14 protein-coding genes are annotated in these 12,518 nt (G+C 44.9%); 10 read left to right on the forward strand and 4 right to left on the reverse strand.

Annotated elements, in window-relative coordinates; genetic code table 11:
- Window positions 1-1,625: 1,625 nt before the first annotated feature.
- The gene (locus tag GK047_RS12805) at window positions 1,626-2,270 is read right to left on the reverse strand and encodes a glycoside hydrolase family 25 protein (RefSeq protein WP_163946840.1); all 645 of its coding nucleotides are present in this window, start codon (window positions 2,268-2,270) and stop codon (window positions 1,626-1,628) included.
- A gap of 228 nt (window positions 2,271-2,498) precedes the next feature.
- On the opposite strand from GK047_RS12805, the gene GK047_RS12810 reads away from it, so the two are divergent.
- The 9 genes from GK047_RS12810 (at window position 2,499) to GK047_RS30640 (ending at window position 10,317) form a co-directional block, all read left to right on the forward strand.
- Window positions 2,499-3,989 carry a hypothetical protein gene (locus GK047_RS12810; RefSeq protein ID WP_163946842.1) on the forward strand — a complete coding sequence of 497 codons (1,491 nt, stop codon included), beginning with the start codon at window positions 2,499-2,501 and terminating at the stop codon, window positions 3,987-3,989.
- A gap of 58 nt (window positions 3,990-4,047) precedes the next feature.
- On the forward strand, window positions 4,048-4,446 hold the full coding sequence (locus GK047_RS12815; RefSeq protein ID WP_163946844.1) for a hypothetical protein: 399 nt from the start codon (window positions 4,048-4,050) through the stop codon (window positions 4,444-4,446).
- A 245-nt stretch (window positions 4,447-4,691) separates the two neighbouring features.
- Window positions 4,692-5,933: a hypothetical protein gene (locus tag GK047_RS12820; RefSeq protein WP_163946846.1), complete on the forward strand. Its 1,242-nt coding sequence runs from the start codon at window positions 4,692-4,694 to the stop codon at window positions 5,931-5,933.
- A gap of 10 nt (window positions 5,934-5,943) precedes the next feature.
- Window positions 5,944-6,468, forward strand: a complete 525-nt coding sequence (locus tag GK047_RS12825) for a papain-like cysteine protease family protein (protein ID WP_163946848.1) — start codon at window positions 5,944-5,946, stop codon at window positions 6,466-6,468.
- Between the two features lie 11 nt (window positions 6,469-6,479).
- Window positions 6,480-7,508: a patatin-like phospholipase family protein gene (locus GK047_RS12830; protein WP_163946850.1), complete on the forward strand. Its 1,029-nt coding sequence runs from the start codon at window positions 6,480-6,482 to the stop codon at window positions 7,506-7,508.
- A 52-nt stretch (window positions 7,509-7,560) separates the two neighbouring features.
- Window positions 7,561-8,259 (forward strand): hypothetical protein, encoded by a 699-nt coding sequence (locus GK047_RS12835; protein ID WP_163946852.1) that lies wholly within the window; start codon window positions 7,561-7,563, stop codon window positions 8,257-8,259.
- Window positions 8,260-8,274: 15 nt separating this feature from the next.
- On the forward strand, window positions 8,275-9,078 hold the full coding sequence (locus tag GK047_RS12840; protein WP_163946854.1) for a hypothetical protein: 804 nt from the start codon (window positions 8,275-8,277) through the stop codon (window positions 9,076-9,078).
- A 146-nt stretch (window positions 9,079-9,224) separates the two neighbouring features.
- Complete coding sequence (locus GK047_RS12845) at window positions 9,225-9,716, forward strand: LGFP repeat-containing protein (protein WP_163946857.1); 492 nt, start codon at window positions 9,225-9,227, stop codon at window positions 9,714-9,716.
- Window positions 9,676-10,317 (forward strand): LGFP repeat-containing protein, encoded by a 642-nt coding sequence (locus GK047_RS30640; RefSeq protein ID WP_481856004.1) that lies wholly within the window; start codon window positions 9,676-9,678, stop codon window positions 10,315-10,317. The genes GK047_RS12845 and GK047_RS30640 overlap by 41 nt, the downstream gene beginning before the upstream one ends.
- A 333-nt stretch (window positions 10,318-10,650) precedes the next feature.
- Here the strand turns inward: GK047_RS30640 and GK047_RS12855 are convergent, their stop codons facing one another.
- Entirely contained in the window at window positions 10,651-10,803 is a 153-nt protein-coding gene (locus tag GK047_RS12855) for a helix-turn-helix domain-containing protein (RefSeq protein WP_163946861.1), read from the reverse strand.
- A gap of 138 nt (window positions 10,804-10,941) precedes the next feature.
- Here GK047_RS12855 and GK047_RS12860 point away from each other — a divergent pair, with 138 nt between their 5' ends.
- Window positions 10,942-11,301 (forward strand): winged helix-turn-helix transcriptional regulator, encoded by a 360-nt coding sequence (locus GK047_RS12860; protein ID WP_163946862.1) that lies wholly within the window; start codon window positions 10,942-10,944, stop codon window positions 11,299-11,301.
- A gap of 84 nt (window positions 11,302-11,385) precedes the next feature.
- Here GK047_RS12860 and GK047_RS12865 read toward each other — a convergent pair whose 3' ends face one another.
- Complete coding sequence (locus GK047_RS12865; protein ID WP_163946864.1) at window positions 11,386-11,949, reverse strand: NAD(P)H-dependent oxidoreductase; 564 nt, start codon at window positions 11,947-11,949, stop codon at window positions 11,386-11,388.
- A gap of 293 nt (window positions 11,950-12,242) precedes the next feature.
- Window positions 12,243-12,506: an MmyB family transcriptional regulator gene (locus GK047_RS12870; protein WP_163946866.1), complete on the reverse strand. Its 264-nt coding sequence runs from the start codon at window positions 12,504-12,506 to the stop codon at window positions 12,243-12,245.
- Between the last annotated feature and the right edge of the window lie 12 nt (window positions 12,507-12,518).

Raw genomic sequence — 12,518 nt, forward strand, 5'->3', positions numbered from 1 at the left:
TTACGAGCTTTCAACTTTAACAATGTAACCTCGTCGTTTATTCTGGTTGGATTCCGGATAACAACTTCTCAGATTCGTACCATTCAACGTACAGGCAGAATGCCAAACGCAATTTCCAAATTATAGGCTAAAAGGGCGCTGAAAAGCGCCCTTTTTTCTTGAATGAAGGGAAGGATTGAGGCCAGCAGAACTCAAATTGAATACATAGGAGTTGTTATTCGACGGTGATGTAATTACGATGGAAGGTAAGTGTGTTGAAATTGATTTGTTTTTCGATCAATACAAAGTTTCATTTCTAAAGTATGAGAAATGGCGTAACGGGCAACTTATTCAGACTGAGTTACAACGCACACTGTTGGTATGGGGTAGAAAAATTTAAGTATAATTTAAATGATGTTGGATTTTCCCTTCTTCAAATGTCGGGTGACAACAACATTATCTCAATAAAAGTCGCATAAATAGAGGCTTTCTTGTTTTATGGGATAATCAACGAATTCTAGAAACCTTGCAAAATGTTGAAGTCGAGTTCCAACAGGTAAGTTTATTTTCGCATATTCTATATTCAGAACAAGTTTGGATTACTAGAATAAAAGAGAAGGACAGTTCACAAATGCCCATCTGGTCGGATAGTGATCTAGAAGTCTGTGCAAAACTTATTAAACAAAATGAAGATAACTTCAAAACACTTCTCACTGGATGGTTTTGAACCAGTGAACACTGATTATATTACTTTTGTGAGATAGATGTATAAATGTTTGCTATTTGACTGAAACGATAGCTCAATAACAATAATCATGCAGGCTGCCGGGGATAAACTTGGTGGCCTGCAGTGCTAATGGGAAATTAGAAATAGATGGAGGTATTTTAAAATCAAGAACGAAATTAATCATGAACTGTACACTCATTACAAATTGAAAGGTGATGTACTAATAAATGATCATTTCGTAGTTCTGACATATTACAAGAAGGCCTAAGTGTTAATTGAGCTAACGAGGAACGATAGTTGAATGAAGCAGTTAGGGCCCTTAGACTCTATTACTACAGTACCACCTGGAAGGCACCCTTCTACTGCAATTGAAGGACTCCATTCAGTCAATGGTCCGATAATAACAGGATTACAGAGTGGCATATTGAACTCCTTTCGTTTAATACACATTGATAATCAAATGGTCAGTATTTTTTAAGACAACCTAAACCTAAAGGTATTTTGTCCACTTTTGGATATGTATACCTTTTGGCAGTATCGACAAAAAGCAGGATACATACGATAAAAATTGTTTTTAAGAGCCTCTTGTGGCGATCTGCCAGCAGCGATACATCCGGTTATTTCGGGAACTTTCACGATATAGAACAATTCGCTTTTTTACGCCATCTTTTCATTGTTAGATTATACGGCATAATAAACACACCTTACGTCCTCGTATTTATATCCCCTCATCGGTCTCCCTTCTAACTCCCTCCCAGGTTAACCCTAATATGGTGAGGACTCTCTTAAATGCATCGGTCTTCTTTTAATACGTCAAGAATCATTTTGATGTAATAGTGAAAGGTACCGGAATGGTAAGGAGTCGGGTACTGTCTCTCCTTGACCTTCAGATGATTAGAAATTCACCCGTAGGACCAATTTACATGAGAGTACCTTTCAGAGCGGCCAGGGATGTGGCGGCGTTCATATCAATATGCCCTTCAATACCGCTTACGGTTCCTTTTTCAGTGTACTGCCACACTAACCAACGGGTCCAACCGCCACAATCAGGAGGAGCTTGAATATTACTATAATTAGCTATCCATAAGGGGATATCTTTTAAAGCATTGTTTAAATTGTCAAACTGATTGACAAACCAGTTCCCTGTGTACAGCAGGACCTGTTTCCCTGTTTCTTGTTGAATGACTGAAATAAATGATCTTGCCCAATTCGAAATGAACTCACCGTTCGATTGACTGGCTTCAGTGGGTGCTTCCAAGTCCAATACCGGCATTAAATCTCCGTAATCGGGCATCCCTGTTTTCAAGGTGTCTAGAAAATGGCGAGCCTCAGTTTGCGGGGCGTTATCAGTCGGGCGGGCAAAATGGTAAGCGCCGGCAGGCAGTCCCGCGGCTCTGGCTTCTTTTACATAAGTTTCAAACTTGTTGTCCTTGAAGTTGTCTCCCTCGCTAGCCTTCATGTATGCGAATTGTACTCCGCTATTTTTTACCGCGTTCCAATCAATATCTCCGTTATGGTGGCTGACGTCTATCCCCATAATATCCGTGTCTGTCCTGTTCTGCATAATAAAGCTCCTTCATAATTTTAGTGGATTGCATTGCGAGTTTGGCATCTACCTCATGTTTTTCAAAAGTAGCCCCGATCATTCATAATTTCAACGTTCATAATATTGGCATATCACGCATTGAAAATTCCAAAAAATGTAAAACATGGATTGTATATTCAAGGGACTTTAGTTAAGTATATGTACGTAAACTAATTTTTCAGGCCCCTATACAAGGGAGGATAGAACATGGGATTAGCTACAGGAGCTGCTCTGCTCACGAAAATTGCCAACACGATGTCAAATCCTGAGGCCGGCCAGATTGTATCGTTTCCCACACTTGCAGAGGGATGGGACATGCGTGAAATCGCCTTCGATTTGCCTTCTGCCGTTACTGGCATTTCCGAGTGGGACAGCGTGAATTTACGCGGCGCCTTCGCGCGGCGGGTCAACAGCATTCCGCTTTCCGGCGACGTCTGGATCAGTTCGGGAACATATCTTTGGGACGCCTACCGCGAAGTGTTTGAAGGGGCAGTCATTCTGGCGGAAGCACCTGGCTCTGATGCGGAAGAGGCACGCGTTCAAGCTGCCCGTACGCTTATAGGTCCGCCGGGGGAACCTACCCCGCAGTATCAGGCCTACTTGACCTTCAGGGATCAATGCAGCACGTTAGAGCTATCCTTGCGTCATGCTCAACTAACCCTTGCCAGCACCACAGACCCGAATGTATCTGCACAGGCTAAGGCCGACAGCGACATGTTCTCGGAAAAGCTGGAATCCTGCACTCAAGAATGGATCGTCAACGGATATAAAAAGGAAGTCGAAGCTGCAATTCATGCACTTTCCGAATTTACCCATAATCCGCTTCATCAATGGAATTCCTGGGTCAACGACTTCCAAAGCATCGGTCCTCAGAACGATAGCTACGGAGCTTTCTGGCCGACAGGCTATCGTCCCGATCGGCTATTCGATATGGGATCAGGTTGGATAAAGTTTACCTTGACCGGCACCGAGGTCGCCTCGCTTGCCGCAAGCGCTCCTCCGGAGGTGTTGCGTGCACAAGACGCTCTCGGAGATGCATTGCGCGCCGACGGCGAGATCGAGCGGATGACTATGGAGATGGTCCGTGTGGATGTAGAACGCACCTGGTTCCACCCCGAATTGCTCCATAGCCGATTCTGGAAGTGGAGCAATCCGGATCAGCAGCCTCTTTCTAGCGGCGATCGTCCGTGGCCTAATGGAACGCTTCCCGGCTATATAGCCGGGCTGGTGCTTGTCCGAAATATTACGATTAGCTGGAAAACGGTACCGCACCCCGAAGAGATCAATAACTCTTACCGTTTGCTGGGCAACTTGGTGCTGGGAGCAGACGTATTGCGTGTCGCAGAGCAGCCGGTTCGCTTGGTGGCCACGCCTGTCGCAGAACAGCCGATTCACTTGGCCCACATGCATGTCGCAGAACGGCCGACTCGCTTCATGCATGTGAATGAGGCTCTGACGGCGACCAGAGCTCCTTCCAGTCCGGCGCTCGGATCTATTATCAGGGCGGACGTACCTATCAACGCCGTGGAACATGACAACTTGCGGCTGCTGCACTTGGTCCTGCTGCCTCAACCCGAGCCTGATGGCTCCACGTCCGGTGGGACCGCTTCTACGGGAGATACCGTGTTCCTGGTTGCCTATATCGTCCAGCGAACAGCCAAATCGCCCGACCCGGACCCGTCGTTAACGTGGCCCTGATCAGAAGATTACCCAACCCAGTTCGATCATCATTTCATAGAAGGGTGGTTGCGCAAACATGACGAATGAGGAAATGGAGAAGGTTGAGAAGTTCCGAAATATGCTTTTTGTGAAGAAAGCAGTAGAAGATCCGCTTACCGGGAAAACGAAGGAAGAAATTGAGGACGGAGCGATTCTAGCCGCTTACAGGCAAAAGCAGAAGGCATACCTCGAGGCATCCCAAAAATATAAGGATGCAGAAACGGTATACAAAGAAAGTGAATCACAGGAAGCTATTAATAAATGGAGATTCATGGCGGACGACCTGCGACTGTTGGAGCGCACCGCGTATAATGACTGGGTCGCAATCGGCTATAAGAATGACGTGGAAACCATGGCTGCCTATATCCGCCAGGTGACGGGCACAGATCCTGTCCATATAAAAACTGAAGACCCATTGCCAGATCACAGCTACTAGGAGGAATTGCTATGTCCGTACAACCAGATCAATTAATGCAGTCACTGCTCAATAAACTTAACACTGTTGTTACTGGGGGCATGGAGGACATGCCGGTGGACAAGAATAATTATGTGACCTGGATCACGCCGGGTATTCCATTCAAGGAGGATTTCTTCGATTTTGCCAGCCTGCCGCCGACAGTCGCTCTTCCGACGACGGCGCCGCAGCCCGGCGGCAGCACAGACGCAGCCAAAGCCGCGCAGATGTGGCGCTATGCGGCATGCGCCAACGAATGGGCCCTGCTTGCCAACTTCGTTCCTACCGGTGAACCGCTCCTCATGTCGTCTAATCTCAGGCAAGCCAGATATACCACCTCGCAGGAGTTGTTGTGGGGTGTCTTTGACATAACATTGAAAATGAGCCAGGTAGCGGTGTCGCAGCTGACTGACGAGGAAAAGGCGAAGGTCGAGAAGTTCCGGAATTTATTGTCTGTGAAAAAAGAGAAAGTAAACCTCGTTACCGACGAGAAGAAGGAAGTCATTGAAGACGGACCGGTATTAGTCGCTTACAAGGAGAAGCTAAGGGCATATTTGGAAGCATCCATGAAATACAAGCACGCCGAAATCGCGTTCAATAATGCCGAATCACCGGATGCCGTCAACACATGGCGTTTCATGGCAGATGAACTGAGGCAGTCGGTGCGCAGCGCATTTGACGATTGGGTAACGAACGGCTATAAGAACGATGTGGAAGCTATGGTTGCCTACATCAATCAGGTGACGGAACGCGATATGGCAACAATCAAGGCCAATATTGAAGATAAGTTTCGAAAAGCCAAGCAGGCTGGTCCTAACGGAGACTTTTATTACTCCAGCGTTATCCCCGGCGACTTTACGAGATCTGGCGGCTGGACAGGGTTCAATTTCTCTGAAAGCAGTTACTCCCATTACACGAGTCAAGAGTCAACCGCTTGGGGAGGCAGCGCAAGCTTCGGCTTCGGTCTTTGGTCGGCGGGGGCCAACGTCAGCTCTGAAACAAAGAAGAGCTTCGAATCGTTTGACGGCAGCGGATTCAGCATGAAGTTTGAGATCACGCAAGTGCCGATCGGCCGCGGGTGGTTCGATCCCGGTTTCATGATTGGAAAGGGGTGGAAATGGTCGAAAGATTACATTGGTAAAGACCTTTCCGATGGAAAAGAGCCTCCAAGCGGGCGGCTTGTAGCCTATCCGACCACTGCATTATTCGTGCGCAATGTAGTGATTAACAACAATTCGTTCCACTCCGACCGCAGTACGTATGAAAGCCAGCTGAGTAGTGGCGGCAGCTTCGGCTGGGGCCCCTTTTCGATTGGCGGTCACTACTCTCATAGCGAAGCGAACGAGCGCTCCGCATGGCATTTTGAAGAGGATGGGTTGCACATCGACGGACTGCAATTAATAGGATTCATCTGCCGATTTCTTGGAAAAGCACCAGATCCAAGTCCGAATGCCCACTTCGATTCATAGGAGGTTCCTTATGTTTCAATATGCTGTTCCAGATACCGTCCCGCCGATAGCCCAGCCTTATACGATGGCCTGTTGGGCAACTGTGCTGACAAGTATGGTTTCTTGGCGCAAAAGCGCGAGTTACACAATAGAAGACGTTATGGATCTGGCCGGACCCAAGTACAGAGAGATTTATGAAAAAAATACGGGACTATATCCGGCAGATACACCGGAGCTGTTGCAAAGCATTGGACTGGTCGCTGAACCGCCGATGAATTACTCCAGCGAAGGCTGGCTGAATCTGCTCCAGACATACGGACCTCTCTGGGTCACCATAGCGCCCGATCCGGATAAACCCTGGTCCATGCATGCGATCATCATTACGGGAATACGCAGCGATGATACCGTGGAAGGCATTTATTTTACCTTTATTGACCCTGCGGACGGGTTGGTAAAAGAAATAACGATTTCCGAAATGATTAAATTATTCGAAGCGGTGGCCGGGTTAGAACAAGTCATTATCCAGGTTTGCCATTTTCCTGCTGCGGGTTCTTAATGGAGAAAGACATGGAGTACCACTTTAAAAATCTTGTCTTTGAAGGCGGAGGGGTTAAAGGTATTGCTTATATCGGGGCCCTTGAGGTACTGGATGAAGAGGGGATACTAAGCAATATCACAAGGGTTGGCGGTACTTCTGCCGGAGCTATTATCTCGGTTTTGGTCGGGCTGGGTTACTCTACAAAAGAAATCAGAGATATCGTAAGCAATCTTGATTTTAGAACCTTCCTGGATGAATCGTGGGGGCTTGTCTTTGAAACCGAGCGATTGATTCATCAATTCGGTTGGTATAAAGGCGATTATTTTCGCCAGTGGATTGCCGACCTGGTTAAAAATAAGACTGGCAACAGCGAAGCCACTTTCAAGGATGTGGATGATCTCAAGAAAGAACGAAACTTGCGGGACCTCTATTTTATTGGGACTAATTTATCGACACGTTACGAGGAGGTTTTTTCTTTCGAACATACTCCGCGAATGTGCATTGCCGATGCTGTGCGGATTTCCATGTCCATCCCGTTATTTTTTGCTGCCAAAAGAAGTGACCGCGGCGATGTTTATGTGGATGGCGGGGTGCTCGATAATTATCCCGTTAAACTTTTTGACCGTAAGAAATACGTAGACCAATATTTTCTCATCCCGGATTACTATGAGAAGCATAATGACAAATTGAAGCAAGAGGGCGAAACCATAAGCCCCTATGTATTCAACAAAGAAACGCTTGGATTCCGGCTGGATTCCGCCAAGGAAATTGCAGTTTTCCGCGACCAGTCGGAGCCTCCGCGGTATGAGATCGATAACTTGTTTTCCTATACTTGGAGCCTCGTAGAAACAATATTGGAGAGCCAGCAAAATCAGCATTTGCATAGTGATGATTGGCAGCGAACGATTTATATCGATACGCTGGGAGTAAAAACAACCGAATTTGATCTAAGCGAGGAAAAAAAGGAAGCTTTAGAACAGTCGGGCAAAGAATACACAGAGAAATATTTGAAATGGTACAACGACACGGAAAATGGCATGGCCATTAACCATCCATAGACGGTGGGGCATGCCGCCCAATTAAATTCAAGCTTGTAAGGGGTTGGTTTATATGTTAAAGCGTCTGCTTGCAATAGCTTCTTTCTGTATAGCAATGAGTTTCCTGAATGTTTTTCAGTGGGGGGCGCTGCCTAGGCCAAACACGGCTAACGCGGAAGAATCCAATATAGTGCAAGTTGTCGTGGATAAGGTGGCCTACAAGCTCAATGTGGCCGATATTCCTCGTTTTAAAGAGTACCTTCAGACGTTGCCGCCCGATCTGCAGCAATTGGAGAAAAAGCGTATCCGGGCCTGGAAAGTTCCCAATGCCAGCCAAGATATCCTGATCGTGGGCACGGCTTGCGGGGTTAAAAGTTGCAGACTTTCCGTACATATGAAAAGACCGGGAACGGACAAGTGGGAGGGAGCCCCCCTTGAAGAAAGCGCGATTTATCAAGAATCCGCCGTATCGCCGGATCAAAGAAAAGTGGCAGTGGTGACTTCTCAAAGCGCAGGTTATAAAAAAACGGTTAATTCGGTATACACGTTCAAATTAGACCCTGCTGCCGCAAAGGTGTTTACAAAATTGAACAAGGTGGAACCGAAAAAAATGTTTAACGGTTCCTATTCGGAGCCATTTCACAGATTCCGATTCAAGGACAATGGAACCTACACAGCCGATCTGTTGGTGCAACAGTCTGTTACACCACCGCCTTCGCATCTGCATCATGAGAGGCGCCGTCAGATCACTGGAACGATTGGCGAGGAGTAAAAGGAGGGATTTTCCATGGTAAAAAAGTGGTACACGGTTATACTTCTGCTGGCACTTTCAGTGTTTCCTTCGGGCGAGGTACACGCTTATGAGGGGATTTTGGACCAGTTGAAATACAACCTGATGTACAATACCGGTTTTTTTGAAGGAGAAAATGGTTATTCCAATGTTACTGGCAATTTTGATGCTCAAGGCATCTCATTCGGGATTTTGCAATATAGTTTGGGATATGAGTTGGGAGAATTTTTGAAGGAATACATTCGTCGGGCTCCTGATGAAGTTAACGAGATTTTTGGTCCGGAAAAAACAAAGGTCTTGAAAGACATCGTAGAAAAATCAATAGAAGAGCAAAAAGCATGGGGGGACAGCATTACCCTTAAAAACGAGCGCGGCGACTGCCCAGGCGATTGCCACCTCCTGCCGGACTGGCATCAGGCATTTATGAAGATGGGAGAGAGCAAGATCAATCAACAGCTACAGTTTGAGTTTGCCGATGCCCCTCTACGTCTTACAGTCAATATGGCTAAGAATTTAGGCATCAAAAGTACGCAAGGACTGGCTTTCGTGTTTGATCAAATGGTTCAAATGAGTTTTACACGGTGGGAGAATGAGGGGGCTGTACCTGATGTAAGGGCGAGAGGAAATATCACGGACAAGAAGCGATTGTCTATTCTATTGAATTATATTCCACGCAATCCGGGTATAGATGACGGGCACGTAAGACGTGAATTGATTTATAAGGGATCGGGTCAATGGGAGGATCGGCATTACGATATAGCGAAGTATGAGGGACTTACCTATACGAGCTTTTGGCGATAGGGAACAGTATAGAAAGCCAAAAATATAAATTATAAAAAATCACCGTTTCGGTGATTTTTTTTATCCTTCCGAAATAGGCAATTACCCAAGCCGTTTGGGCGAAATATTCATAAGTTATTTTGAAATCGACAACACTGGAGGTTCATATGTCTAGAAATGAGATTGCACCTAAAGCGGTATCCTCTATAGAGTATGCTCTGCCTAATTTATATCGCGATCCGCCGCCTGACCCGGCGTTAGCTGAATCTATTTCAAGAAAATATCAAGAACTTGGCGGGGCGAGCGGAATTTTGGGCTCCCCCGTTTCAGAGGCGCAAGGAACACAAGACGGCGGAGCAAGCCAAAACTTTCAAAAAGGTATTATTCTTGCGCATCGCTCATCGGGCACCCACGCATTGTATGATCCCATATGGCATAAATGGCTTAGTCTCGGCGGCATTCATGAATTAGGGTATCCTGAAACGGATATAATGACCATTCCCGGGATGCTAGCTGCTACAGCTCCTTATTGGAGTCAATTCCAGAGGGGATTTATCTATTCATTCCCTTCGGGGGGGATGGTTAATGGTTATGCCAGGGCAACACGCGTAGTGCGCGGTGCTGTATTTGACAAATGGAAAAGTATGGGCGGAATCTAGTTTCTTGAGATTTCCCCTTACTGATACATTGCCCGTAGCAGGCGGTGGTCTGCACAACGACTTCCAAGGAGGCTCAATCTACTGGCATCCTTCCCTTGGTGCCCACGAGGTGCACGGAGCTATTCAGGATAAATGGTTCAGTCTCAGTCCCGAGTTGAAAAACATCCTTGGATATCTTGTCACTGATGAAGAGAAAACACCGGACCAAATTGGACGTTATAATCATTTCCAAGGAGGTTCAATCTACTGGCATCCTTCCCTTGGAGCTCACGAGGTGCACGGAGCTGTACGCGATAAATGGGCGAATATGAATTGGGAAAAAGGTCCACTGGGATATCCCATAAGTGATTTAGTTAACAAACGTCAAAATTTTCAGGGCGGGTATATAGAACTTTATCGGGGGACACCAACTTCGCACTGTAATTATTACGAAACAGGGTGCGATATTGGAATTTCACATCCTCCTTCCCCGCAGGAATGTATTAGAAGAAGAATTTACTGCGAGAGACAGTGCAAACATTGGGATGAATGGACAGATATATACGCCAATTGTATGAGAGATTGTGAGGATTTATTTAAAATTTGTTGCCCTTCATGTTGATAAGATAATTAATGTCGGGCTTTGACAGCAAAAAAATTGTAGGCCGTAGCATCAAAGGGAAAACAACCCCCGCACTGATTTGGCACCGTGAAATGGACATTGGTCATCACTTATTTTCGCTTGACCCTAACGCTGACGTCAGGGTTTAGAATGAGATTATCTCGAGCAGAAGGAGATGCAACTGAATATTGGGGAATTAGTGGAGCGGATTTTTTTTGTTTTATGGGATCAAGTTCTTATCAAAACCAAATGACAAGAACTTGATCTCATTCTCGACGGATGGCTGGGAGTAGATGAGGTGGCTAACGTAATGGTTGGAATCTGGCCTACTGATTAAGCTAACGGCAGTTTAACGTAATAAACCTTCGCCGCCTTACGAGTTACACCGAGCGCTTGGACAACCGTTTCCTGTTTCGGCCAACACTGACCCTCCGCGTTCGCGTACGCGGTCAGGACGTAAAGTGTCTGCCATCGTTCTGGTCCCATTCCGCTTTTAAAATTTATTCAAATTTAGGATACAGCAAATTTTATAGCGATTTACATCCTTTCAATAAGATTGCATAATGATCTATTGTAAAGTATGAATATTTATATCATATACTTACCAAAAGGAGAGTGTAACTTGTGCGCGAAACCTGTGTTCCGACTGGCGTGAAACTAAAAGAAACTGGCTTTGGATACACGTTGTCCTTAATAGGCGGTAAATATAAAATGATCATTATGTATTGGCTGTCTGAAAATAAGGTTATGCGATTTAATGAGCTGAAGCGATGTATCGGTACCATTTCATTTAAAACGCAAAGCATTATGTTAAAAGAGCTGGAAGCAGATGGTCTTATCATCCGCAAGGAATTTCCACAAGTACCTCCAAAAGTTGAATATTCATTATCTGAACGTGGTCTTTCTCTCATTCCATTGTTAAATATGATGTGCGAGTGGGGAGAGAAAAACAGTTCGCCAGCTCTGGAGGCTGTGCAGCGGTAGACATAGCTATTTTTAAAAATCAAAAGAAGTATCTCCCGAACAAGGAAATACTTCTTTTTTATAGCAGCTTTAATAAAGCAACCTTTAAAGGTTGTCAACAAAATTCAAATAATTTAGTGCACTTTTTTCCAATTGGCTTTCAGAAGGCTCATTTTCTGTACTAGGCACATTTTCACCAGGCTCATTTTCCGTACCATAAAACGCAAAGAACGAACGATAATTTGCATTGCAGTATAGGAAGGTAGTTTCAAAAGGAGATAATAAATGATCAAGTGTATAGTGATATCTACCCTCTTCACTATAATCTTCTTTTTTAATTCCGACAGATACAGCTAAAGCAGTTTTACGATTCTTTAATTTATCTCCTCCATTTGAACCATAAGCCCACCCATAAGTTAAAACATCGTCAAGCCATTTTTTAAGGAGAGGCGGACAATTAAACCAATATATAGGAAACTGCAAAACAAGATTACTATGCAATTCAACCAATTTCTGTTCTTTTTCCACGTCTATGTTTCCATCAGGGTAAGCCTTATGCAATTCGTGAACAGTATACTTTTCAGGATATTTTTTGAGTTCTTCTACCCATCGCTTATTAATGACGGAAGTTTCTATGCTTGGGTGTGTTACGACAACAAGAGTTTTCAAAGATTTGTCCTCCTTAGTTCTTATTTATTTCCTTTTTTTGAGTATAAAGATTGTACTGTAAATATGTAAGTATGCACTTTTAGTACAGGTACTGTCATAAAGGTGAGTGTCACCCGAGCTTATATACTAAATGTTGTTAACATCGTATTATGATTATTAAACTCTAACGGGACACGATAGTTAAGCCCTTCACTCCGCTAACGGGCAGCGTGGTTCATGGATACAACGGAAACCTGCTTAAATAAAACCAAAACGGGCTTGTTGCATTTTTTGCAACAAGCCCGTTTCAATATTCAATTATTTTTTTGTAATAATAGCATGTTTACTTTCTCGGCTGTTTCTGTGCCGCTCACTGGCGTATTAATTACAATCTGCAATTCTGGGGAATCTGCTGCCCAGAAAGCAAGATATTCAAAAACCATGCTACCTGCAGTAGGATGAGAAATGGCTTTATGCCCTTCAGGTGCGTAGGTAACTTCTTGTCGCTGCCCCATTTCCTTAAATTCAGGACTAATGTTGGTAGTTTTATCATCACAAAATTCTACTTTATAATTCATCTAAAACAGCAG

The sequence above is a fragment of the Paenibacillus sp. SYP-B3998 genome (genome assembly GCF_010820665.1).
Taxonomy (GTDB): domain Bacteria; phylum Bacillota; class Bacilli; order Paenibacillales; family NBRC-103111; genus Paenibacillus_E.

Coding starts and splice junctions, on each gene's coding strand:
- GK047_RS12825 (WP_163946848.1), top strand. CDS start 5,944: ATGTTTCAATATGCTGTTCCAGATACCGTCCCGCCGATAGCCCAGCCT.
- GK047_RS12810 (WP_163946842.1), top strand. CDS start 2,499: ATGGGATTAGCTACAGGAGCTGCTCTGCTCACGAAAATTGCCAACACG.
- GK047_RS12840 (WP_163946854.1), top strand. CDS start 8,275: ATGGTAAAAAAGTGGTACACGGTTATACTTCTGCTGGCACTTTCAGTG.
- GK047_RS12845 (WP_163946857.1), top strand. CDS start 9,225: ATGTCTAGAAATGAGATTGCACCTAAAGCGGTATCCTCTATAGAGTAT.
- GK047_RS12805 (WP_163946840.1), bottom strand. CDS start 2,270: ATGCAGAACAGGACAGACACGGATATTATGGGGATAGACGTCAGCCAC.
- GK047_RS12830 (WP_163946850.1), top strand. CDS start 6,480: ATGGAGTACCACTTTAAAAATCTTGTCTTTGAAGGCGGAGGGGTTAAA.
- GK047_RS12855 (WP_163946861.1), bottom strand. CDS start 10,803: ATGGGACCAGAACGATGGCAGACACTTTACGTCCTGACCGCGTACGCG.
- GK047_RS12870 (WP_163946866.1), bottom strand. CDS start 12,506: ATGAATTATAAAGTAGAATTTTGTGATGATAAAACTACCAACATTAGT.
- GK047_RS12815 (WP_163946844.1), top strand. CDS start 4,048: ATGACGAATGAGGAAATGGAGAAGGTTGAGAAGTTCCGAAATATGCTT.
- GK047_RS12820 (WP_163946846.1), top strand. CDS start 4,692: ATGTGGCGCTATGCGGCATGCGCCAACGAATGGGCCCTGCTTGCCAAC.
- GK047_RS12835 (WP_163946852.1), top strand. CDS start 7,561: ATGTTAAAGCGTCTGCTTGCAATAGCTTCTTTCTGTATAGCAATGAGT.